The 23469-nt window shown below is 67.8% G+C and carries 22 protein-coding genes; 11 read left to right on the top strand and 11 right to left on the bottom strand.

Annotated elements, in window-relative coordinates:
- Nucleotides 1–12 precede the first annotated feature (12 nt).
- From M1M07_RS00460 to clpB, 3 genes are all read right to left on the bottom strand, one after another.
- On the bottom strand, nucleotides 13–672 hold the full coding sequence (locus M1M07_RS00460) for a hypothetical protein (protein ID WP_197254940.1): 660 nt from the start codon (nucleotides 670–672) through the stop codon (nucleotides 13–15).
- 28 nt (nucleotides 673–700) lie between these two features.
- Entirely contained in the window at nucleotides 701–1513 is an 813-nt protein-coding gene (locus M1M07_RS00455; RefSeq protein WP_248672943.1) for a DUF5666 domain-containing protein, read from the bottom strand.
- A gap of 68 nt (nucleotides 1514–1581) precedes the next feature.
- Nucleotides 1582–4137 (bottom strand): ATP-dependent chaperone ClpB, encoded by a 2556-nt coding sequence (gene clpB, locus M1M07_RS00450; protein ID WP_248672942.1) that lies wholly within the window; start codon nucleotides 4135–4137, stop codon nucleotides 1582–1584.
- A gap of 258 nt (nucleotides 4138–4395) precedes the next feature.
- On the opposite strand from clpB, the gene M1M07_RS00445 reads away from it, so the two are divergent.
- Nucleotides 4396–5553: a globin domain-containing protein gene (locus M1M07_RS00445; RefSeq protein ID WP_248672941.1), complete on the top strand. Its 1158-nt coding sequence runs from the start codon at nucleotides 4396–4398 to the stop codon at nucleotides 5551–5553.
- 153 nt (nucleotides 5554–5706) lie between these two features.
- Nucleotides 5707–6753 (top strand): type IV toxin-antitoxin system AbiEi family antitoxin domain-containing protein, encoded by a 1047-nt coding sequence (locus M1M07_RS00440; protein WP_248672940.1) that lies wholly within the window; start codon nucleotides 5707–5709, stop codon nucleotides 6751–6753.
- 35 nt (nucleotides 6754–6788) lie between these two features.
- On the opposite strand, the gene M1M07_RS00435 is transcribed toward M1M07_RS00440, so the two are convergent.
- Together M1M07_RS00435 and M1M07_RS00430 are read right to left on the bottom strand one after the other, a co-directional pair.
- Entirely contained in the window at nucleotides 6789–8342 is a 1554-nt protein-coding gene (locus M1M07_RS00435; protein ID WP_248673016.1) for an AMP-binding protein, read from the bottom strand.
- Nucleotides 8343–8486: 144 nt separating this feature from the next.
- On the bottom strand, nucleotides 8487–9605 hold the full coding sequence (locus M1M07_RS00430; protein WP_248672939.1) for a response regulator transcription factor: 1119 nt from the start codon (nucleotides 9603–9605) through the stop codon (nucleotides 8487–8489).
- Nucleotides 9606–9694: 89 nt separating this feature from the next.
- Here M1M07_RS00430 and M1M07_RS00425 point away from each other — a divergent pair, with 89 nt between their 5' ends.
- The 6 genes from M1M07_RS00425 (at nucleotide 9695) to M1M07_RS00400 (ending at nucleotide 14549) form a co-directional block, all read left to right on the top strand.
- The gene (locus M1M07_RS00425) at nucleotides 9695–10348 is read left to right on the top strand and encodes a hemerythrin domain-containing protein (protein WP_248672938.1); all 654 of its coding nucleotides are present in this window, start codon (nucleotides 9695–9697) and stop codon (nucleotides 10346–10348) included.
- A 250-nt stretch (nucleotides 10349–10598) separates the two neighbouring features.
- A complete protein-coding gene (locus tag M1M07_RS00420; protein WP_248672937.1) occupies nucleotides 10599–11546 on the top strand; it encodes a hypothetical protein in 948 nt (315 codons plus the stop codon).
- A 57-nt stretch (nucleotides 11547–11603) separates the two neighbouring features.
- Entirely contained in the window at nucleotides 11604–12257 is a 654-nt protein-coding gene (locus M1M07_RS00415) for a hemerythrin domain-containing protein (RefSeq protein WP_248672936.1), read from the top strand.
- An 85-nt stretch (nucleotides 12258–12342) separates the two neighbouring features.
- Nucleotides 12343–13134: an FAD-binding oxidoreductase gene (locus M1M07_RS00410; protein WP_197254821.1), complete on the top strand. Its 792-nt coding sequence runs from the start codon at nucleotides 12343–12345 to the stop codon at nucleotides 13132–13134.
- Nucleotides 13135–13218: 84 nt separating this feature from the next.
- A complete protein-coding gene (locus tag M1M07_RS00405; RefSeq protein ID WP_248672935.1) occupies nucleotides 13219–13641 on the top strand; it encodes a CBS domain-containing protein in 423 nt (140 codons plus the stop codon).
- A 26-nt stretch (nucleotides 13642–13667) separates the two neighbouring features.
- Nucleotides 13668–14549, top strand: coding sequence for an SDR family oxidoreductase (locus M1M07_RS00400; protein WP_248672934.1), 882 nt, complete (start codon nucleotides 13668–13670; stop codon nucleotides 14547–14549).
- Nucleotides 14550–14585: 36 nt separating this feature from the next.
- Here M1M07_RS00400 and M1M07_RS00395 read toward each other — a convergent pair whose 3' ends face one another.
- The 5 genes from M1M07_RS00395 to M1M07_RS00375 all read right to left on the bottom strand — a co-directional run bounded on the left by M1M07_RS00395 (nucleotide 14586) and on the right by M1M07_RS00375 (nucleotide 19876).
- Nucleotides 14586–15131: a hypothetical protein gene (locus tag M1M07_RS00395; RefSeq protein ID WP_248672933.1), complete on the bottom strand. Its 546-nt coding sequence runs from the start codon at nucleotides 15129–15131 to the stop codon at nucleotides 14586–14588.
- A 32-nt stretch (nucleotides 15132–15163) separates the two neighbouring features.
- Nucleotides 15164–16873, bottom strand: a complete 1710-nt coding sequence (locus tag M1M07_RS00390) for a 3-ketosteroid-delta-1-dehydrogenase (RefSeq protein WP_248672932.1) — start codon at nucleotides 16871–16873, stop codon at nucleotides 15164–15166.
- Between the two features lie 143 nt (nucleotides 16874–17016).
- On the bottom strand, nucleotides 17017–17811 hold the full coding sequence (locus tag M1M07_RS00385; protein WP_197254799.1) for a carbon-nitrogen hydrolase family protein: 795 nt from the start codon (nucleotides 17809–17811) through the stop codon (nucleotides 17017–17019).
- Between the two features lie 192 nt (nucleotides 17812–18003).
- Nucleotides 18004–18897, bottom strand: coding sequence for an ABC transporter permease (locus tag M1M07_RS00380; RefSeq protein ID WP_248672931.1), 894 nt, complete (start codon nucleotides 18895–18897; stop codon nucleotides 18004–18006).
- A gap of 1 nt (nucleotide 18898) precedes the next feature.
- The gene (locus M1M07_RS00375) at nucleotides 18899–19876 is read right to left on the bottom strand and encodes an ABC transporter ATP-binding protein (protein ID WP_248672930.1); all 978 of its coding nucleotides are present in this window, start codon (nucleotides 19874–19876) and stop codon (nucleotides 18899–18901) included.
- 109 nt (nucleotides 19877–19985) lie between these two features.
- On the opposite strand from M1M07_RS00375, the gene M1M07_RS00370 reads away from it, so the two are divergent.
- Both M1M07_RS00370 and M1M07_RS00365 read left to right on the top strand, forming a co-directional pair.
- Entirely contained in the window at nucleotides 19986–21128 is a 1143-nt protein-coding gene (locus M1M07_RS00370; protein WP_248672929.1) for a sensor histidine kinase, read from the top strand.
- The gene (locus tag M1M07_RS00365; RefSeq protein ID WP_248672928.1) at nucleotides 21125–21778 is read left to right on the top strand and encodes a response regulator transcription factor; all 654 of its coding nucleotides are present in this window, start codon (nucleotides 21125–21127) and stop codon (nucleotides 21776–21778) included. The genes M1M07_RS00370 and M1M07_RS00365 overlap by 4 nt, the downstream gene beginning before the upstream one ends.
- Nucleotides 21779–21845: 67 nt before the next feature.
- On the opposite strand, the gene M1M07_RS00360 is transcribed toward M1M07_RS00365, so the two are convergent.
- A complete protein-coding gene (locus tag M1M07_RS00360; RefSeq protein ID WP_248672927.1) occupies nucleotides 21846–22376 on the bottom strand; it encodes a nuclear transport factor 2 family protein in 531 nt (176 codons plus the stop codon).
- Between the two features lie 147 nt (nucleotides 22377–22523).
- On the opposite strand from M1M07_RS00360, the gene M1M07_RS00355 reads away from it, so the two are divergent.
- A complete protein-coding gene (locus M1M07_RS00355; protein ID WP_248672926.1) occupies nucleotides 22524–23396 on the top strand; it encodes an alpha/beta fold hydrolase in 873 nt (290 codons plus the stop codon).
- Nucleotides 23397–23469 lie beyond the last annotated feature (73 nt).

The following is a 23469-nucleotide window of genomic DNA, read 5'->3' as shown; positions in this document are numbered from 1 at the left end:
GGGTGCGCGGTGTCAGTGGTGCGCCGACGGCCGGCCGGGGTCGTGCATGCCGCGGTCCATCTCGGCCGGTTCCACGACCGGGGGCAGCACGTGCAGAATCCCCGAGAGCCGCGCGACGGTGTCGATCGCGGCGTCCCACTCGCGACCGTTGCTGTTCAGCGGGATCGAACCGAGGGTCCACTCGTTCTCGCTCCACAGCATCTGCACGTGCGGCGGGATCGACTCGGTGAACGCGACCATCCGCTGGTCGCAGACGCGCCGCGCGATCTCGAGATCGGTCGTGAACACCACCCGCGGCCCGATGGACCCGAGCAGATTCATGTCGGGATCCTTCGGCGGCGGGGTCGACTTCAGGCGCAGGTCGATGTCCACGTCGGACCCGACCTTGCGGCGCACCGCGACGATGGTGGCGGTCTCCTCGATGTCGAAGAGCAGGAACTCGTCGCCCCGGCGCACGCCGTGCACGACATCGATCGCGCCCAGGTACTCCTGCTTCGCGAGAGCGGCACGATGCCAGTTCGACGGCAACGAACCGTCGGACGCGGTGTACTTGTAGCCCTGTGCACGCGCCCAGATCTCCCGCACCCGCCCGGACTGCTCCCGGCGTGTGCGGTCGATGTAGAGCAGGACGAGCGCGCCGAGGAGCGCGACCGCTGCAAGACCGAACCACATAACCGTCATCGGGCCCAGCGTAGCGTGTTCAGTTGCCGGAACGGTTGAAGCCGGGCACGGTCGCGCTGACGATTGTGTCCGCCGTCATCTCGCCGTCCCGGACGGGTGTGCCCTGCGCGAGGACGGTATCCCCCACCCGCAGCGCCGACGGCGAGGAACCCGCGAGGGCGATGATCTGGGTCTCGGGCGTCACCCGGACGGTGACGATCGTGCCTCCGATCCCGCTGATCGTGATGCTCGATCCGTCGTTCGCCGTGATGGTGCCGATGGTCGTGCCGTTGGATCCGATGGCGTCGCCGAGCCCACCGGGCAACCGATCGAGCGGAAGGGTCGGAGGCAGCGACGGTTCGAGGGTCGGCGGCTGCGTCCTCGTCGCCGCGGGTGGCGGCGCGACGGCGGTCGTGGGAGCCGACGCGGTCGGGGCGTCGTTGCCGCTGCCGCCGCTGAGCAGGTATCCGACGACAGCTGCCAGGGCGATGACGACGAGAGCCGCCAGTGCCGGCAGCAGCCAGCGGCGTCGGCGCGGTTCCCGGGGTTCCGGTGTCGGCGACGGTCCCGGCGGTACGCCCGGCCCGTAGCCGTACTGCTGTGTCGGCTGGTACTGCTGTTCGGGCTGGTACTGCCGGTACTGCTCGGTGGGTGAGAACTGCTGGGTCGGCTGGTAACCCTGCTGATAGCCCTGGCCCGGCGCCTGGCCGTAGGGCGGCAGCGCCTGCGTGGGCTGGGGGCGACCGTATGCCTCGGTCGGGTCGGACGTGTGCAGCACCCGCGTCTCGTCGTGCGACTCGTCGAGCGAGTACGCGCGCTCCTGCGGTGTGCGCGGATCCTGCGGATTCGTCATGGTCTCTCCCAAGGTACCCGTGCGCGTTTCCGGTAGCGGCTGCTACCGGAAACGCGCACGAGGGTAGGTCAGGCCCCGATCGTCAGGCGATCCCCGTCGTCGGTGACACCCACGTGCACGGTGTCGCCGTCGCGGATCTCACCGGCGAGCAACTTCTTGGCGAGCGGGTCACCGATGGCCTGCTGAATGAGGCGACGCAGCGGTCGGGCACCGTACTGCGGGTCGTACCCGCGCACCGCGAGCCACATCCGGGCGGCACCGTTGACGTCCAGCGTGAGCCGGCGCGCCGCGAGCCGCTCGGCGAGCTGACCGAGCTGGATCTCGACGATCTGCTCGAGCTGCTCCTCCGACAGGGAGTTGAAGATGACGACGTCGTCGAGCCGGTTGATGAACTCGGGCTTGAACGCAGCCCGCACCGCGGCCATCACGTGGTCCCTGTCGCCACCGGCACCGAGGTTCGAGGTGAGGATGAGGATGGTGTTGCGGAAGTCCACCGTGCGGCCCTGACCGTCGGTGAGCCGGCCGTCGTCGAGCACCTGCAGCAGCGTGTCGAACACGTCCGGGTGCGCCTTCTCCACCTCGTCGAACAGCACCACCGAGTAGGGCCGGCGACGCACCGCCTCGGTGAGCTGACCGCCGGCCTCGTAGCCGACGTAGCCCGGAGGGGCACCGACGAGCCGCGCGACCGAGTGCTTCTCGCTGTATTCGGACATGTCGATCCGAACCATGGCGCGTTCGTCGTCGAACAGGAAGTCCGCGAGCGCCTTGGCGAGCTCGGTCTTGCCGACACCGGTCGGGCCGAGGAACAGGAACGAGCCGGTCGGCCGGTTGGGGTCCGCGACGCCGGCGCGGGCGCGGCGCACCGCGTCCGAGACGGCCTGCACGGCCTCGGTCTGCCCGACGACACGCTTGCCGAGTTCGTCCTCCATGCGCAGCAGCTTGGCGGTCTCGCCCTCGAGCATGCGGCCCGCGGGGATGCCGGTCCAGGCGGCGACGACGTCGGCGACGTCGTCCGGTCCGACCTCCTCCTTGAGCATCACGTCGCCGTCGGCTGCGGCACCGGAGGCTTCCGCGGCGGCCTGGAGTTGCTTCTCCAGCTGAGGGATTCGGCCGTACCGCAACTCGGCGGCCTTGCCGAGGTCGCCGTCGCGTTCGGCTCGTTCCTCCTCACCGCGCAGGGCTTCGAGCTGTTCCTTGATCTGGCGGACGGAGTCGATCGCGGCCTTCTCGTTCTGCCAGCGGGTGGTGAGCTGGTTGAGGCGTTCGCGTTCGTCGGCGAGTTCGCTGCGCAGCTTCTCGAGCCGCTCCTTCGAGGCCTCGTCGGTTTCCTTCTGCAGCGCCATCTCCTCGATCTCGAGGCGGCGGACGATGCGTTCGACCGTGTCGATCTCCTCGGGACGCGAGTCGATCTCCATCCGCAGCCGGGACGCGGCCTCGTCGACGAGGTCGATGGCCTTGTCCGGCAGGAACCGGGAGGTGATGTACCGGTCCGAGAGGGTCGCGGCGGCGACGAGCGCGGAGTCGGTGATGCGCACGCCGTGGTGCACCTCGTACCGCTCCTTGAGCCCGCGCAGGATGCCGATGGTGTCCTCGACGCTGGGCTCGCCGACCAGCACCTGCTGGAATCGACGTTCGAGGGCGGCGTCCTTCTCGATGTACTTGCGATATTCCTCGAGGGTGGTCGCGCCGACGAGCCGCAGCTCACCGCGGGCCAACATCGGCTTGATCATGTTGCCGGCGTCCATCGCGGATTCACCGGTGGCGCCCGCGCCGACGATGGTGTGCAGCTCGTCGATGAACGTGATGATCTGACCGGCGGACTGCTTGATCTCGTCGAGGACGGCCTTGAGGCGTTCCTCGAACTCGCCGCGGTACTTGGCGCCGGCGACCATCGACCCCAGGTCCAGGGCGATGACGGTCTTGCCGCGCAATGACTCGGGGACGTCGCCGGCGACGATGCGCTGCGCGAGCCCTTCGACGATGGCGGTCTTGCCGACGCCCGGCTCACCGATGAGGACCGGGTTGTTCTTCGTGCGGCGCGAGAGCACCTGCACGACGCGCCGGATCTCGTTGTCGCGCCCGATGACCGGGTCGAGCTTGCCTTCGCGGGCACGGGCCGTGAGGTCCGTCGAGTACTTCTCCAGCGCCTGGTAGGTCGCTTCCGGGTCGGCGGTGGTGACGCGGCCGGTGCCGCGCACGGCGGTGAACGCCTCGCGCAGCGCGGCCGGGGTGGCACCGTGGCCGGCGAGGAGCTTGGCGACGTCCGAGTCGCCGCTCGCGAGCCCGACGAGGACGTGCTCGGTGGAGACGTATTCGTCGGAGAGCTCGGTCGCCAGATGCTGGGCAGCGGTCATCGCCGCGACGGCCTCGCGGCCGAGTTGCGGTGTGGTGGTCGCGCCACTGGCCTTGGGCAGCCGGTCGACGAGGTTCTCGGCCTCCCGCCGGACGACGAGGGGATCGACGCCGACGGCCTTGAGCAGCGGCGCGGCAATGCCGTCGGTCTGATCGAGCAGCGCCACCAGCAGGTGGGCAGGTCGGATCTCCGGGTTGCCCGCAGCGGACGCCGACTGGAGCGCAGCGGTCAGTGCAGCCTGGGTCTTCGTGGTCGGATTGAACGAGTCCACTACGGGCCCCTTCCATTCTCGAGTGTGTCCGTATCAATTCTTACGCCCGCAGTACCGTCCGCGGGAACTCGATGTGATCAACGGGTCCAAAGTTGAGTTTGTTCCACTCAAGTTTGGGAATTTCGGTGATCTGCGTCACCCTCCCGCTTCCAGTGTGCGCTATCCGCCGCGGTCGGACGTCACCTGTTGGTGGCGCAATTGATCAAGGAACAGCTACAGTGGCGGCCGACCAGCAGGAACAGCACGTGGGAGGGTGGCGTGGAGGCCTTCGCCATCGCCCGTGTCCAGCTCAGTTTCGCGTCGATCGTCGCCACCCCCACCGGCCCCGAACGGTTCGCGTCCGCGTTCTACACCGCACTGTGGGCGGACAACCCGTCCCTGCGCGAGCTGTTCCCGGCAGGCATGGAATCGATGCGGCACCGGTTCGCGACCGCGGTCGGGTGGGCCGTCAACCGGCTCGGCGATTTCACCGTCGTCGAGGCGTTCCTCTCTCAGCTCGCCCGCGACCACCGCAAGTACGGGGTGCGACCCGAGCACTTCCGGGCGGCCGGGGCGGCGATGCTCGTCGCGGTCCGCGAGTGCACACCGCTGATCCTGTGGACGGCCGCCCTCGAACACACCTGGCGCGAGATCATCAGCCGCCTGGTCGCCGCCATGGCCATCGCGTCCGCGGAGGACGACCTGCCCGCCGTGTGGGGCGCGACCGTCGTCGGGCACGAACGGGTGATGCCGGACCTGGCGATCATCCGGCTCGAGACCGACTCCCCCATCCCTTACCACGCGGGTCAGTACATGAGCGTGCAGACCCCGCACCGCCCGCAGATGTGGCGGTACCTGTCCGCGGCGATCCCGCCGAACCCCCAGGGGCAGATCGAGTTCCACGTCCGGCGCGTGTCCAGCGGCTGGGTGAGCCCGGCACTCGTCGGCGAGACCGCGGTCGGCGACCGGTGGGTCATCGGCCCGCCACTCGGCGGTCTGCACGTCGACCGGTCGCGCGGCGACGTGCTGATGATCGCCAGCGGCACCGGCCTGGCCCCGCTGCGCGCGCAGCTCATGGAAATGGCGATGCGCGGGGACAATCCGCGCGTCCACCTGTTCTACGGCGGCAAGTACCCGTGCGACCTGTACGACATCGAGACGCTGTGGCACCTGGCGATGACCAACCCCTGGCTCACCGTCGTCCCGGTCGTCGAGGAGAAGGAAAACCCTTGGTGGCACCCGGTTCCCGTGCTGGAACCGCCGACCGGCCTGCACCGCACGATGTACGGCAAGCTCGGTAAGGTCGTGGCCCAGTTCGGGTCGTGGGCGGACCGGCAGATCCAGATCGCCGGCTCCCCGTCGATGATCAAGACGACGCTGTACGCCCTGTCCGCGGCCGGAACCCCCAGGCAGAACATCAGTTTCGATCCTCTGTAGTGCGGCTGACGCCGCCCGTGTGCCTTTGTGGCGGTTGGCGCCGCCACATGTGCACACCGCGGGGTTATCCCCACCCGCCCTGTTCATCCACAGATTTCGCCGATCCGCCGTTCGCGGACGTCTCCGCGCGGTCTACACGGCAATCATGAGGGCGTGTCGTTCCTTCCGGAGATCCCCGAACTCGACCGGGTCGTCGCGTTCCAGCACGGCATCGTCACCCGCGCCCAGCTGATGCATCACGGATTCACGTGGCACGGGATACGCCACCACCTCGACCGAGGTCGCTGGCAGCAGGTCCTCCACGGCGTGTATTCGGTGACCACCGGCCCGTTGCCTCGCCCGGCGATCCTCGCCGCCGCCTTGGCGTTCTGCGGCGACGTCGCGGTCCTCAGCCATCGCACGGCCGCCGAGGAATGGGGGTTGCTGCCGATCGACCCGCTCGCACCCGTACACGTCACCGTCCCGTTCGGTCTGTCGACGAGGGGTCAGCCCGCGACCTTCGCGACCGCGCAACCCCGCGACGTCCGGCTGCCGCACTTCGGGGAGATGCTGCATCCGGGGGTGATCGTCCACCGCAGCCGCGCGCATCCGCATATCGCGGTGCCGACGATGCCGCCGCGCACGAGCACCGCCGACACCGCCATCGATCTGGCGACGGCCGAACCCACTGCGCAGGACGGTTACAGCGCCCTGGTGTGCATCGTGACGAACGGGCGGATTCCCCTGTCGGAGGTGCGACGTCGCATGCACGAGCGCAAGCCGTATCGCTACCGCAGGACACTCGAGGATGCCGTCGGGTTGCTCGCCTCGGGCGTCCAGTCGATGCTCGAGTTCCGGTACGCCACCGACGTCGAGCGCCGCCACGGTCTGCCGTCGGCGGACCGTCAGACCCCGGTGGTCGTCGACGGGCGAACTCTGTACGAGGACTGCACGTACGACACCCACGGAGCCGCGTTGACGGTCCGGCTCGACGGGCGCCGGTTCCACGCGATGGCGGAGGTCGCCTTCCGCGACCGTCGCCGGGACAACGCCGCCGAACTGGCCGGCCGGTCCCGATTGGTCTACGGCTACGACGAAGTCGTCCGCGACCCGTGCGGCGTGGCGGCCGAGGTCGAAGCGGTCCTCGTCCGCCTCGGGTGGCGACGTCGCTCACCGTCCGAGTGCAGCTGCGCTGCCGGTGTGTCTTTTTGGCGGCCCTGACCGCCACAAAGGCACACCGGCGGCGTCAGCCGCACTTACCGGTAGGAGGCACGCAACGTCTTCTTGTCCAGCTTCCCCAGCGGAGTCAGCGGCAGGGAGTCGAGGAAGTCGACGGACTTGGGCGCGTGCACCGAACCCTTTGCAGCGCGCACGCTCTCGATCAACTCCTCGGCCGTGACCGTCTGCCCGTCCCGCAATACGACGCACGCCTTCACGGCCTCGCCCCACTTGACATCCGGCACCCCGACCACCGCAACCGACGCGACCGCGGGATGGGACGAGATGACGTCCTCGATCTCCCGGGGGAAGACGTTGAAACCGCCGGTGACGATCATGTCCTTCTTGCGGTCGACGATGGTGAGGAACCCGTCCTTGTCGGCACGGGCCACGTCGCCGGTGTGCAGCCAGCCGCCGCGTAGCGCCTCGGCGGTCTCGGCGGGCTTGTTCAGGTAGCCCTTCATCACCAGGGGGCCGCGCACGCAGATCTCGCCGAGCTCGCCGCGCGGCACCTCGTTGAGGTCGTCGTCGAGCAGGCGCACGTCGAGCCACGGCACGGGCCGGCCGCAGGTCGCGAGGCGCTCGGGGTCGTCGGCGATGTGCTCGCTCTTGCGGAGCACCGAGATGGTCATGCCGCACTCGGACTGCCCGTAGAACTGGAAGAACACCTGGCCGAGCCGCTCGATGCCCTCACGCAGCCGCGCCGGCGACATCGCCGAGGCGCCGTAGAACAGCGTCTGCAGGCTCGACAGGTCGCGCTTGTCGAAGTCGGGGTGGTCGAGCAGCATGTAGATCATCGTCGGCACGAGCATCGTGGCGTTGATGCGATGCTTCTCGATGGTTTCCAGCACCAGGGCCGGGTCGAAGTACGGCAGGACGTACAGCGATCCGCCGCGCAGCAGGGTGGGGACGAAGAACGCGGCGCCCGCGTGCGAGAGCGGCGTGCAGATCAGGAACCGGGGTTCCTCGGGCCATTCCCATTCGGCCATCTGGATCTGGGTCAGCGCGACACCGGACCGGAACGCCCCCATCACACCCTTCGGCTTGCCGGTGGTGCCGCCGGTGTAGACGATGCTCGAGGTGTCCTCGGCGTCCACCGGTGCGGCGACGAGGCGCTGCGGTGTGAACGTCGCCGCGAGTGCCAGGATGTCGGTGCCGACCTCCGACGGACCGAGCGAGAACACGTTCTTCAAAGTGGGGACCTGCGCCTTCAGTTCCGCGGCGCGTTCCTCGAAGTGGTTGGGATCGAAGATGAGGGTCTCGATCGCGGCGTCCTCGACGATGTACAGGTGATCCGTCAGCGACCCCATCGGGTTCAGGGCGCTGTTGCGGCAACCGGCGATCATCGTCGCGCCCATGGAGATGAGCACCTCGGGGCGGTTCTTCGACAGCATGGCCACCGACGAGCCCTGCCCGACGCCAACGGACGCGAGCGCCTGCCCGAACCGGCTTATCTCGTCGCGCATTTCACCACCGGTGAGCACCACGTCGCCGAGGTACAGCGCGGGCTTGTCGGCGCTTCGGTCGAGTGCGGTGATCAGCAGGTCCCCGGTGAACACGGGCCGGTGCAGGTCGGCGTACTCCTCGGTCATGGTCGTCCTTCCGCTCGTGGTGACGGCGTGGGGTGACGGCAGCTCCGCCGGTGTGGGCTCCGTCACCTGCTGTCCGTCACGATAACCGCCGGACGCCGAAAACTGAAACATGTTGCATTTCGCTGCCCGCAGGCACCGGAGAAGTCACCCGCCCGCCGCGGCCGCGAAGGAACCGTCGGACGCCACCGGATCACCGAGCCGCGGCACGTAGTGCGACCATGCCAGCCGCGCCACCAGGTCGCGCCGGCTGTGCACCCCGGTCTTGGCGAAGATGCTCTTGAGGTGGTCCTGCACCGTGTACGGGCTGATGAACAGGGCTCGTCCGATCTCCTCGCGGGTGCGTCCGGCCAGCACCTGACGCACCACGTCGGTTTCCCGCGCGGACAGGCCGTGAGCCGCGGCGATGAAGGTGACGACCTCGGGCAGGTGCGCTCGCTCGATGTTGACCACCACCCCGGGTGGCCCGGTCCTGTCCGCGGTGCCCACGGCCCGCAGCACGACCCATTCGCCGTCGAGTGTCCTGGCCCGCACCACGACCGGCCCGCCGCCGGAGGAACGAACCCGCATCGCGATGAAGCGCACCAGCAGTTCCCCCGCCGGCCGGGCGGATGCCGTCCAGCCGAGCCGGTCGAAATAGGCCCGCGCCGCAGGTGTCGTCATCGCCGGTTCGTCGTGGTCGTCCACGATCACGACCGCAGGACCGTCATCCGACTCCGAATTCGTGTACGCGGCCTGGCGGAGCAGGCTCGTCCGGAGACCGTCACCGATGTCGCGAAGGACCGCGGTGAGGGTACCGATCTCGGCGTCGGTGAACGCATGCATCTCGGATCTCGACAATTCGGCTACACCCCAACATGTTCCGTCACGGCCACGGAACAACATGCGCACGTCGTCGTCGACGCCGATCGGTTCGAGGAACTCGCGGTACGGCCGGGAGGTCCTGAATCGCCCACCGGTCACCTGCCGCACACTGCAGATTGCACCCGGTCGGCGAAACAATTCGTCGAAACTGAAGGTATCCGGGTCCGGTCCGTATTCGAGTTCGGCGCAGAGTTTCCCGGCGTAGTCGTCGAAACCGATGTTCGTCGCCGCCGTCGGAACGCGAACTGCGGGATCCAGGAGAGCCACAACCCCGCCGTCGAACGGGACCTGTTCGCGGAGCGCATCGAGAATCTGTGTCCGAAAATCCGCGGAGTCGGTCGCAGTCCGTACTGCGCGACGGACCGTCGACTTCAACCGGGCGGCAGAGCGCGCCGCGTCCATGGAGCCAGTATTCCCCACGAATGTGGGATTGAGAACGGACATGGGCGATCAGAAGCTGTAGACGGGGCCAGCCCAGGAGGTAAGGACCGATGACCACTACGAAATCCACTCCGATGTCCGATGCCGATCTCGAGGTCATGTACCTCATCCACGACGCCTTCCGGCGCGACACCGAACGCCTTGCCCGGGTCGCCGAGAAGGGTGCCCCCGAGGACCCGGCCACCCACGACGCGGTGCTGCTCGGCTGGCACGGATTCAGTCGGGAACTGCATCAGCATCACACGATCGAGGACGAGTACCTCTGGCCGCTGATGCGAACCCGGCTCGACCAGGAGCCGGACGCCCTCGAAGTGCTCGACGCGATGGAATCCGAACACGCACTCATCGATCCGGCGCTCGCGGCCGTCGAGGAAGCGTTCGACGACCATGAGCACGGACCCGACGTCCTGGCGGAACGTCTGGACGCGGTGGTGCACCTGCTGCGGTCCCATCTCGCCCACGAGGAACGGGACGCGCTGCCCCTGGTGACACGCACCATCACGTCCCCGGAATGGCACCGGATCTCCAAGGATGCGCTGCGCAAGCTGTCCTACTCCGACATCGCGGCGATGACCCCCTACCTGTTCGAGGGAGCACCGGAGGACCGGGTGCATCTGGTGATCCGGGAACTGCCGCTGCCGTTGCAGCTCGTCCACCGGTTTTGGTGGGAACCGCGGTACCGCCGCGCCCGCAGATGGGAATAGGCGCACCTCGACACCTACCCGGAACGACCGGAGGGTGGACGTCACACGCTCGATGCGGCCGCGAAGGAACCGTCGGGAGCCACCGGATCACCGAGTCGCGGCACATACTGCGACCACGCCAGCCGCGCCACCAGGTCGCGCCGGCTGTGCACCCCGATCTTGCGTAGATGCTCTCGAGGTGGTCCTGCACCGTGTACGGGCTGATGAACAGGGCCCGGCCGATCTCCTCGCGGGTGCCTCCGGCCAGTAGTTGGCGGACAACGTCGGTTTCCCGCGCGGACAGGCCGTAGGCAGCGGCGACGAATGCGACGATCTCGGGCAGGTGTGCTCGTTCGATGTTGACCACCACGCCGGACGGCCCGGTACCCTCCGCGGTGCCCACGGCCCGCAGCACGACCCATTCACCGTCGCGTGTCCGCGCCCGCATAACGACCGGCTTGTCGCCGGAGGAACGAACCCGCATCGCGATGATGTGCACCAACTGTTCGCCGATCGGCCGGGCGGGTTCCGTCCAGCCGAGCCTCTCGAAATACTCGTGCGCAGCAGGTGTCGTCATCGCCAGCTCGTCGTGGTCGTCCCCGATCACGACCGCGGGGCCGTCACCCGACTCCGGCACGGTGTACGCGGCTTCGCGGAGCAAACTGGTTCGGAAACCGTCGCCGATGTCGCGGAGGACCGCGGTGAGCGCATCGGTCTCCGCCTCGGTGAATGCAGCCATCTCCCTTCTCCCGAGATCTGCCGCACCCCAACATCTTCCGTCGCGACCGCGGAACACCATGCGCACGACGTCGTCAATACCGAGCGGTTCGAGCACTTCGCGCTGGAGCCGCGAGGCCCGGTAGTCCTCACCGCTCCTCTGCCGCACAGCGAAGATTCAGGTCTGCCCGTGCATCAACGCGTCGTACTCGATGGGATCCTGACCGGGCCCGTATTCGAACTGGAAAACGATATGCGCGGCCCGGACCGCGTCATCGAATCCGACGTTCATCCCAGCCGTCGGAACGCGCACCGCGGGATCCATGGATGCCAAGTACGCGCAGTCGAACGGGACCTGTTCGCGAAGCGCGTCGAGAATCCGTGTCCGAAAATCCGCGGAGTCGGTTGCAGTCCGTACTGCGCGACGGACCGTCGATTTCAGCCGGGCGGCAGAGCGCGCCGCATCCATGAAGCCCAGCATTCCCCACCAATGAGGGATTGAGAACAGGTGCAGGAGGTCGGAATCTGAATACAGGGGGCGAGTCAGGAGGAAGGACCGATGGCCACCACGAAATCCACTCCGCTGTCCGAGACGGACCTCGAGATGCTGTACCTCATCCATGACGCGTTCCGGCGCGACAGCGAACGTCTGACACGGGTCGCCGAACACGGCGTCCCCGAGGACCCGGCCACCCACGACGCCGTGCTGCTCGGCTGGCACGGCTTCAGCACGACACTGCACCATCACCACACGATCGAAGACGAGATGTTCTGGCCGCTGATGCGGACCCGGCTCCAGGACGAACCCGATGACCTCGAGGTGCTCGACGCGATGGAAGCCGAACACGCCCTTCTCGATCCGTCACTCGCAGCGGTCGAGGAAGCGTTCGACGACCGCGAGCACGGACCCGACGTCCTGGCCGAGCGCCTCGACACGGTGGTGCACACGCTGCGGTCCCATCTCGCGCACGAGGAGAAAGACGCCCTACCGCTGATGGCGCGCACCATCACGGCCCGGGAAGTGCAAACCCTCACCAAGGACGCAATACGTTCGGTGTCCCGTTCCGAGCTCCGGGAGGCGACCCCGTACCTGTTCGAGGGAGCACCCGAGGACCGGACCCGCCGGCTGCTGCGCCAACTTCCGCTGCCGGTGCGGCTCCTCCACCGGTTCTGGTGGAATCCGCAGTATCGCCGCGTCCGCAGATGGGAATGAGCGCACGCACGACACCCACCGGGACGACGCGCGGGCGGGCTATTACAGTCGGGGCAACACCGCGCACCCCGGGGGATACAACACAATGCAGCCTGCCTCGACCTCACCTGCCGAAACAGGCACGACGGTGACCGCGACCGTCGTCGAACACCATCGCCTTCGCAACAACCTCTCGGTCATCCGTCTCCAGTGCGACAACGAGGTCGTGCCGTTCCGCGCCGGCCAGTACGTCGACGTCACCGTCCCGCAGCGGCCCGGTCTGCCGCGACGCCTCTCACCCGCGCTGCCCCCGTCCCTGGACGGCAAACTCGAGTTCCACGTGCGGTCCGTTCCCGGCGGCTGGGTCAGCGGCAGCATCGTCGCCGACACCCGGCCGGGCGACGTGTGGACGATCGGTGAACCGAAGGGCGGCGATCTGCACGTCGACGACAGCGGCCGCATCGTCATCATGATCGCGGGCGGGACCGGTCTGGCCCCACTGCGCGCACTGCTGCTCGACATGGCTCGCCGCCCCGAACCGCCGCGCACGTTCCTGTTCGTGGGCGGCGGTTCTCCCCGCGACCTCTACGCGTCGGACATGCTGTCGCTGCTGTCCGAGGCGTTGCCGTGGCTGACGGTGGTTCCGGTCGTCGAATCGGTCGAGGATCCGGACTTCCCGGACCCTTGGTACAACCGGATCGTCGCCCAGCTCGGCGACATCGGCGCCGACCCGGACGATCTGATCGAGGGCAGCCTCGACGAGGTCGTCACGTCCTACGGCGCGTTCGGCGACCACCAGGTCCTGTTGTGCGGGTCCGCGGCGATGGTCCGGGCGACCCTGCACAAGCTGATCGAGACGGGTACCCCCGTCGAGAACATCCGCTTCGACCCGTACTGATCGCCCGGGTGCGGGGCTTGCCTGCTTCCCGCCTCGGCAGGACGATGGATGGGCAAACATTCTCGTCCACCGAGGAGGGTCGTCATGACGACCGCTCGAGAGATCATGCATGCCGGTGCGACGTGCATCGGCGAACACGAAACCCTGGAGTACGCGGCACAGCAGATGCGTGAGCTCGACGTCGGCTCACTTCCGATCTGCGGCGACGACAACCGGCTGCACGGCATCATCACCGACCGCGACATCGTTCTGAAATGCGTTGCGCGCGGGTTGGATCCGACGATGATGACCGCCGGCGACCTCGCCCAGGGCAAGCCGTGCACGGTCGATGCCGACGCCGACATCGACGACGTACTCACGATCATGGAGGAACACCGGATCCGGCGACTGCCGGTGATCTCCGACCACCGGCTGATCGGAATGATCAGCGAAGCGGATCTGGCCACACACCTGCCCGAGGAACAGGTCGGCCGGTTCGTCGAATCCATCTGCGCCACCATGAGATAACCCGTCCCGAATCGAGGTGAGCGCCGATGAGCGCGCTGACAGGTAAGACCGTCCTGATTTCCGGCGCAGCGCGCGGCATCGGCGCCGCCACAGCGCGTGCCCTGTCCGAGGAGGGCGCCCGACTGGTCCTGTTCGACGTGGACGCGCAGCCACTCGAAGCACTGGTCGCCGAGATCGGCGAGGACAGGGCCGTCGGAAGCGTCGCCGATGTAAGGGATCTCGGTGCGGTTCAGGCTGCCGTCGATGCCGGGATCGACCGCTTCGGCAGCATCGATTTCGTTGTCGCCAATGCGGGCATCACATCGTACGGTTCGATCCTGCGGGTCGACCCCGATGCGTTCCGCGAGGTCATCGAGGTCGACATCGTCGGGGTGTTCCATACGGTACGCGCGGCGTTGCCGTCGGTGATCGCGCACCGCGGGTACATCCTCGTCGTCTCGTCGCTGGCGGCTTATCTGGCCGCCCCGGGCCTGGCCGCGTACAGCACGGCGAAAGCCGGTGTGGAACACTTCGCCAACGCACTGCGCCTCGAGATGAGGCCGTACGGGGTCGATGTCGGAACGGCCCACATGTCGTGGATCGACACTCCGATGGTGCAGGAAGCACGGACCGATCTACCTGCATTCGACCAGGCGTTCACGGAGATGCCTGGTCCGCTGGGCCGTGTTCGTCCGGTCGAGACGTGTGCCGCAGCGTTCGTGCGCGGACTCGACAAGCGCTCTCGCCGTGTGTACGTCCCGGGATGGGTGGGTGCGGCAGGCTGGGCGCGGGCACTGCTCAACTCTGCCGTCGGTGACCGGTTCATCCTGCGGATCATGTCGGACATGGCGTCGAGGATGGACGATCACATTGCGGCACTCGGCCGTTCGACAAGTGCCCGCGTGTTCGAACTCGTCACCAGAAGCTGAGACGTCGGCAGAAGTCCGCCCCGAACGCACTCGCGCTCATGCGGACATACCCTCCACGGCAGCATCGGACCGCGCCGGGACCGCGACCGTGACCCACGCCCGTGCGATCACCGCCCCCGAATCGGTCGCACACATTACTGCGACGTCCTGCACGAATTCGTGATCGGTGCGATAGTGCTGCAGCACACCGACAGTGCACTTCGCCGGTTCGGCACCGGCCGTGGGACCGGTGATGCGGACGCGGAACCTCCGGACGTTCTCGACGCCGAACCGATCGACGACACAGCGGGCGAGTTCCCCCACGGCCCGCTCCGATGTCGCCGGTGCGTCCTCACACCCCGACAGAAACACTTCGGCAACCCTGCGGCCGACCGTGTCGAAGTACTCGACGGTCCGGTCCACACGGTGGGTCTCGGCGTCGCGCACCGTGCGGGTCCGGCCACGGAGCGGTTCGTCCGCCCGAGGTGGGAGGAAGAACACGATGTCCGCCTCGTCGGCACCTGCGCCGTCGAGCCGGCCCGCCGCGACGCCGAGCGACAGGAAGGTGGGTGCGGAACCTGTTTCCGGAACAACACTTTTCACGATGATTCTCCCTCTCGCTCGGCGAGAATGCGTCAGACGGACACGCTCGAGTTCGCGGCGTCGCGCGCCGCGATGTATCCGAAGACCAGACCCTGGCCGATGGTTGCGCCCGCACCCGGGTAGCGATTGCCGAACGCGTTGGCCGCGGTGTTGCCGATCGCGTACAGACCCTCGATGACGCTGCCGTCCTCGCGCAGCACGCGAGCACGTTCGTCGGCGCGCAGGCCGCCGCACGTGCCGAGATCGGACAGAGTCATCTTCACCGCGAAGTACGGACCGTGGTCGAGCGGACGCAGGTTCGGGTTCGGCTCGACCGTCGGGTCGCCGTAGTACCGGTCGTATGCGCTTGCGCCGCGCGCGAATTCGGAGTCCGTTCCCGCCACCGCGTCGTCGTTGAACCGGCGGAAGGTCTCGGCGAAGGCCTCCACCGGGATTCCCATCGATGCCGCGAGTTCCTCGGGGGTGGCACCGCTGTGCGCGATACCGGCCTTGAACCAGGATCCCGGAATCGGCTGGCGCGGGAACAGTCCCGCGGCGAACACGTAGCTGTTGCGGTACTTCTGGTCGAACACGATCCACATCGACTCGACCGAATCACCCGAGCGTTCACGCTCGAGGACGGTCTGGCCGAACGTCATGTAGTCGCAGGACTCGTTGATGAACCGGGAACCCTTCTGGTCCACGATGAACGAGCCGGGCAGCGACCGCTCGGCGAGCATCACCAGCGGCGAATTGCCTTCGCGCGACGGTGCGACCGCCGGGAACCACCACGCCTGATCCATCAGGTCGACATCGGCGCCGATCTCCTGCGCGATCTTGATGGCGTCGCCGGTGTTGCCCTCCGCGCCGAGGCTCTCGCCGTCGACGAGCGATTCCGACTGGAACTTGTGCCGCCACTGCATGTCGTGGTCGAAACCACCGGCTGCGAGGACCACACCGCGACGGGCCGTGACGGTCACCTCCCGGCCGTTCTGCTCGACGACCGCGCCGGTTACGCGATCGCCGTCGGTCACCAGGCGCACCAGCGAGGTCTCCGTCCACACCGGGATCCCTGCGCGCAGCACACCCGCGAACAGACCCGCGGCGATGGCCTGGCCACCGGCGACGTACTCGCGCTTGATCGCCAGCCCTGCCACGCCCTGCGCGAGGCGGCGGAAGATCGTCGCGAATCCCTTGACCGGCACCCGTGCCATGAGGTTCATCCACTTGTAGTCGGCGCCGGTGGTGGGCATCGGCAGACTCGCCTCCATCAGCCCCGGCCGCAACCGGCCCCGCTCGTCGCCGAGCTGCGACAGGTCGAACGGGCGGCATTCGCACGTGCGTCCGATCGCTGCGCCGCCGGGACGCTCCGGGTGGTAGTCGGCGTAGCCCTTGGCCCAGAAGAACTTCATCGGCGTGGTGCGGCTGAGCATCGCCACCGTCTCGGCGCCGTTGTCGACGAACGCGTCACCGCGCTCGGCGGGGGCGCTGCCGTCGACCACCGCGCGGACGTAGGTGCGGCCACGCTCACGGGTGTCCCCGGAACGCGCTTCCTGCAGAACGGGATTGGCGGGCATCCAGAACGCGCCGCCCGACCGTGCCGTCGAGCCGCCGACGTACTGCGTCTTCTCGACGACGAGCGCAGACAGTCCCTCCTCGTGCGCCGTGAGCGCGGCGGCCAGGCCGGTGCCCGAGCCGATCACGAGCAGGTCCACGGTGGTGTCCTGTGCCTGGACGGGGGCCGGTACGGGCTTCTTCGCCATGCCACTCTCCTTCGCCTGGTTGTTCCGCAACGAGGGACGACGGTAGACCGGTATCGACCCCGACGGCACGGACGTTCCCTACCACCGGGACACGCGGTCGGGAACCGGACGAACCGGTCCGCGCCGGGAAACCGGAACGGCGACTATCGCGGAACGACCGTGTACCGGCGCAGTGCCAGAGCGGGATTCTTGGCACGAACGGCAGACAGGCGAGCCGGATCGACCTCGGCCACGGCGATACCTTCACGCTCACCCAGCCCCGCAATCACCACACCCATGGGATCGACGACGATGCTCGCGCCGGATCCCACCGGAGCATTCTGGTCGGCTGCAGCGACATAGATCGTGTTTTCGATGGCGCGAGCCCGGACCAGAGTGGTCCAGTGGTCTTCCTTGAGCGGTCCGGCCATCCACGCCGCCGGCAGGATCAGGACATCGGCACCGGCATCGACGATCGTCCTCGTCACCTCGGGAAAGCGGAGGTCGTAGCAGGTCTGGATTCCGAAGGTGATTCCGTCTATCCGGAAGGTCTCCGGGGCGGCGAGGGGTCCGGCCTGCACCATGTCCGATTCGCGGTAGCCGAATGCGTCGTAGAGATGGATTTTTCGGTAGGTCGCCACGATGCTGCGGTGGGGAGCCATCGCGACAACAGTGTTGTAGATGCGGTCCTCGCCCGTGATGGTCTCGTTCATCCCCGCGACGATGTGGATGTCGTGGGTCTGCGCCAGATGCCCCAGCTCCGTGACGAATCGTCCGTCCAGCGGTTCCGCCGTCTCCACGAATCGATCGTCCATCACCGGCGCCGTGAACATGGAGTACTCGGGCAGTACGAGCAGACGGGCACCTGCCGATGCCGCCTGTTTCACCAGGTCACCGACACGTGCGAGGTTGGCGGCCGTGTCATCGCCGGACGCGAACTGGCCGATCGCGATCTGCATGCCTCTCCCCTGTTCCTTCCGGGTACACCGCGACCGGCCTGGACATCCGCTTTTGTCGACGGCGCCCGAGAGCAGGACGATCCCGGCATTCGGAAAGCAAACGGTTGAGAAGAGTTTAGTCTCCACTGTTTCCGGTGGTGGTGCGGATGCCGGGAAGACTGCGAAACTCGTTACCCGACAGGAGCATCGCGGTCAGTCCACGTCCCGACGCCGCACCAGAATCCCGGTGGTCACCACCGCGACCACGATGTAGGCGGTGACGGTGACGACCGCCCTGGGTCCGGAGATCACGTCCACCACCCCGGGCGTGCCCTGTCCCGCCCCGGTCACCGCACCGACGAGCGATCCGGCGGCGGTGCCCGGCAGGAATGCCGTCACGTCCTGGACGAGCGGCAGCGCGGAACCGACACCGCGCAGCAGATTCTCCACGACGAGGGTCCACACCAAACCCAGGCCGACCGACAACGCCGCACTGCGGGCGTAGGTGCCCAGCGCGAAACCGATCGTCGCCCACATCAGGAACACCAGATACGCCGTACCCGCCGAGCGGAGAAGGTCGGCAGCCGACGGCCAGGTGAGCGGTTGCGATTCGACCCTGGCGAGTACGACGGAAATGGCCGTGCACAGCACCGCGGTGACGATCACCATCGCGGCCACGATCACCGCGAGCGCGAGCAGCGCCCCGCTCGTCGGACGCAGCCGGCCGTGGGTGAACACCGTCTTCCAGGTTCCCCAGGTGTAACCGTTCCCTGCAACGAGGGCGCCGAGGACGAGCACGAGGGCACCCCCGAACAACGGCGTGCCCTGTACCAGGACATCGGGTACCGACTCGGGCAGGACGCCCTGCAACAGGACTTCGGCAGATTGTCCCTCGGTGGAGAAACCGGCCGATCCGGTCGTATAGGAGATGTACGGGAACACGTAACCGAATACGGTCGCGAGCAGGAACCATGTGCCGAGGGTCGCCCACATCGCCGGCCACGCACGCAACCGGAACAGTTCGGCGCGCACACTGCGCGCCACGGTGTTGCGCCCCGCGACATCGGGGACCGAGCTGGTGGGTGAGCGGAGTGTCGAGGCGGACATGTCACACCCCTTTCATCGGTGTGGAAGTGGTGGTCATCTCGAAGAACACGTCCTCGAGGGTGCGTTCGGTCGGTCCGATCGACGACACCGCCACATCGGCGGCGACGAGCGCCCGGACAACATCGGGTGCACGGTCGGGTGGCAGGTCCAGCAGCACAGCGTCGCCGTCGATCTCGAAGCCGTTCTCACCGGCGAGATCCGAGGCGATCGACACCACCCGGTCCTGGGGCGTGCCGCGCACCTTCAGGATCGCGTCGCCGAGCAGGGTGGACACGGCCGATTCGCGCACCAGGCGCCCGTTCGCGATCACGCCGACGCGGTCGCAGATCTCCTGGACCTCGCCGAGCAGGTGACTCGACAGAATCACGGTGTGCCCGGCCGTGGCGAGGTCGACGATCAGGGCCCGCATGTCGGCCATGCCGCTCGGGTCGAGGCCGTTGGTCGGCTCGTCGAGCACGATCAGGTCCGGGTCACCGAGCAGGGCCGCGGCGACCCCGAGCCGCTGCTTCATCCCCAGCGAATACGACTTGTACGCATCGTTGCCGCGGTCGACAAGACCGACCCGGGCCAGCACCTCCTCCACGCACCGATCACTCAACCCGCGGTGACGGGCCAGGGTGCGCAGGTTCGCTCGTCCCGACAGATAGGGAAAGAAACCAGGTCCCTCGATGAGAGCACCGGTACACGAGGACGATTCGCGCGAGCCGGCAGGCCTGCCGAGAACGCGGACGGACCCGGAGGTCGGGCGGATCAGGCCGAGGATCATGCGCAGCGTCGTGGTCTTCCCTGCGCCGTTGGGGCCGAGGAATCCGTAGATCTCGCCGCGTCGAACGGTCATGTCTACGGAGTCGACCGCGGCGCGGTCGCCATAGCGTTTGGTCAGCGCCGACGTCTCGACCACGACGTCGGCATCGATATCGGCCGATCCCGCCCGGCCGGGCCGGTCGGTTGCAGTAGTGAGTGTCGTGTTGTCGGTCATGCCTCGATCGTCGGCCGCACACACGCCGACGTCGTCCGCCCACGGGCGTCATCGACCTACGCGATATTGCGTACACCATCGACCGGCGTGCACGGCTAGCGTCGACGATGTGGGTACCGATCAGGGCCGTGCCGTCACCGAACCGGTGATGCTCCGCGTCGGGTTCACGCTCGCGCTCGTTGCCCTGGTCACCGTGGCGACACTCGGGGCGAACAACATGCGCCCGCCGGCCGCGATGGTCGGTGCGGGTGCCCTCGCCGCGGCCTGCGCGGGGGTCGCACTGACCGCCCCGCGATGGCCACGAACCGCCTTGATCGCGGTGCCTGCGCTGGTCGGGATCTACTTTGCGACCGGTGGAGCCGACGGACCGATCTTCCTCCTGCCCGCGCTCGCAGCGTTCGGGGCGGCGAGCGTGCGTCCCGCCCGCGACCTCGCTGTTCCCGCTGCCCTCGCCGTCCTGGTTCTCGTCGCTGGGATGACGGCCCGGGTCCTCGTCGCCGGATATCCCGCGTGGGTCACACTCTGGCAGACACTCGGCACCGCCGCCCTCGCCCTCGCCGCCGCGGCCGTGGGGTGGTGGCGGTCGGCTCGGCGGGATGCGAACGCCGAGCGGATCCGCCGTGCCGCGACCGAGGAACAACTACGCATCGCCCGCGACCTGCACGACGGGGTCGGGCACGGGCTCGCAGTGATCGCGATGCAGGCCGGGGTGGCGCTGCACGTGCTCGAGCGCAACCCGGAGGCGGTGCGGGACGCACTGGTCGCCATCCGCGACACGAGCCGCGACGCCCTCAACGACCTGCGGACCGAGCTGACGACCCTCACGGGTGACGCCGCCGAGCGCCGACCGCGACGTGGTCTGGCCGACCTGCCGGTTCTCGTCGACCGCGTCCGGGCCGCCGGCCTCGACGTCGACGTGCGGGTACCGGCCCTCCCACTACCGGCCGACGTCGATCATGTCGCGTATTCGATCGTCGCGGAGGCGACGACCAACGTTCTCCGGCACGCGCAGGCCACCAGGGTGACTGTCGAGATCATGCGCGAAGGACAGGCGGTGACAGTGCGGGTCGCCGACGACGGGCGTGGCCGCACCACCGACGCGCCGACCGGTGGCCTCGGCCTCCGCGCGATGGCAGATCGTGCAGCCGAGCTCGGTGGAACGCTCGTCGCCGCACCGGGACCGGAACGCGGCTTCGTCGTGCGGGCCGTGCTTCCGGTCGGTGCCGCCGAGAGCACGGAGGACCGGGCATGACCGTGCGGGTGGTGCTCGTCGACGATCAGACGCTCGTCCGGGTGGGCCTACGAACGCTGTTCGCCGCCGAACCCGAAATCGAGGTCGTGGGCGAAGCCGGCGACGGTGGTGAAGCACTCGCGGTCATCGCGCGCACCCACCCCGACGTCGTCCTGTGCGATATCCGCATGCCTGCCCCCGACGGCCTCGAAGTGCTGCGTCGGATCACCGCCGATCCCGTGTTGAGGGACGTCCGCGTCGTGATGCTCACGACGTTCGAACTCGACGAATACGTCTTCGAGGCCTTGCACGCCGGCGCGAGCGGGTTCCTGCTCAAAGATGCCGAACCGACGGCCCTGCTCGATGCCGTCCGGGTCGTCGCCGACGGAGGATCACTGCTCGCGCCGTCGGTCACCCGACGCGTGATCGAGCACTTCGTCCACACGCAGGACACTGTGCAACCCCACCCCCGCATGGCGGACCTCACGGCACGGGAACGCGAGGTCGTCGCGTGGGTTGCGACAGGGCGGTCGAACAAGGAGATCGCCGACGAGCTGGTGGTCAGTCCCGACACCGTCCGCACACACGTGTCGCGCGCGATGATCAAACTCGGCGCGCGCGACCGAGCACAACTGGTGGTGTTCGCGATCCGCTCGGGCCTGCAGCCGTGACAGCGCCGGCACCCCGTCTCTCGAGCGTCGAGCCCGCTACTGTCGCAGGCTCGACGCTTCCTCGACCTCAGTCGGACACGGTTTGCGGGACCGTCTCCGGATAGACCTGCTCGAACCATCCGCGCTGAGCTTCATCGAAGGTGCCCAGTTCCATCGCGCGGCGGCCCCACCCCTTGATGAGGTCGAGGAAACCGGTGACGTCGTAGATGTCCTCCTGCCTGGAGAACTTGCCGTTCCCGGCGTACGTCAGGATGCTCACGTGGGGTGCCGACCACACGGATCCGTCGCCCGGATCGCTCATCACGTCGTCCAGTTTGGCCACGATCGTGCCGTTCGTTTCGTCGATGACGTGGAAATGCTCGGGGAACGCGACGGTGTGCGAACCGGGGAACTGGGCGAGGCTCGGCTCGGCCCACGCCCAGACACCGTCCTTGCCGTTGAGGACACCCGCCATCTGCTCGACATAGACGACATCGTCGGTGAACAGTTCGAGGAAGTCCCGCCAGCTCCCCTCGCCCGAACCGGCTCGGTTCACGGTTGCATGCCAGTTCTGAAACGCATTCTCGAGTTCTTCTCTGCTCCAGTTGGTTTCGCTCATACCGCATGCTATGCACCGGCGTACCGACCCACCCTCCACCATCTCCCGCTCAACGGGAAACCCGCGTTCCGTACCTACCCGAACTACCCTCTCGCTGGCCGGGAAACACTCTGTCTCGACGCTCGTCGAATTGAGACCGTACTGACCATGACACAAGCACTCACCCACGAATCCACACGACGCGAGATCGCCACCGACCTCGGGGTACTGCGCTACCACGAAGCGGGTGACGGGCCACCGCTGCTGTTGCTCCACGGTTCCGGGCCGGGAGTCACGGGCTGGCGCAACTATCGCGGTGTCCTGGCGGACTTCGCCGAGCACTTCCGCTGCCTCGTGCTGGAGTTTCCGGGCTTCGGTGTCAGCGATCCCGGCGACGGCCATCCGATGGCGATGGCCGGCCGGTCGGTGGGCGTGTTCCTCGACGCGATCGGTGTCGACGGTCCGGTCGACATGATCGGCAACTCGATGGGTGGCATCGTCGCTGCCACCGTGGCCATCAACGCGCCACAGCGAGTGAACAAGCTCGTCACCATCGGCGGAATCGGGAAGAACACTTTCGCACCCAGCCCAGGCGAGGGAATTCGGCTGCTGATGGAGTTCACCGACAATCCGACCCGCGAGGGACTGGTCCGCTGGTTGCACTCGATGGTGTACGACCCGTCCGTTGTCACCGAGGAACTGATCGAGGAGCGCTGGGCCCTCGCGACCGACCCGACGACCCTCGCGATTGCTTCCCGGATGTACAGCAGCGCAGCGTTTGCCGCCAACACGGCCGCCGCGAAAGCCTCCGGCGCGACTCCGTACTGGGCGCAACTGAGCAAGATCACGGCACCCACGCTGCTGACCTGGGGCCGTGACGATCGGGTCAGCCCGGTCGACATGGCGATGCTGCCGATGCGCGACATCCCGAATGCGGAACTGCACGTGTTCCCGAACTGCGGCCACTGGACGATGATCGAAGCAAAGGAGGCATGGACCTCCGCCGTGCTCGCGTTCCTGCTCCGCAAGGACGATGCCTGACCAAGCTCTACCGAACGCAGCGAAGGTCTCTCGTGAAGCTCGAGCAATTGCACTTCACGAGAGACCTTCTTTC

The sequence above is a fragment of the Rhodococcus sp. HM1 genome (genome assembly GCF_023218075.1).
Taxonomy (GTDB): domain Bacteria; phylum Actinomycetota; class Actinomycetes; order Mycobacteriales; family Mycobacteriaceae; genus Rhodococcus.
This window is presented reverse-complemented; position numbering and strand designations above follow the sequence as displayed.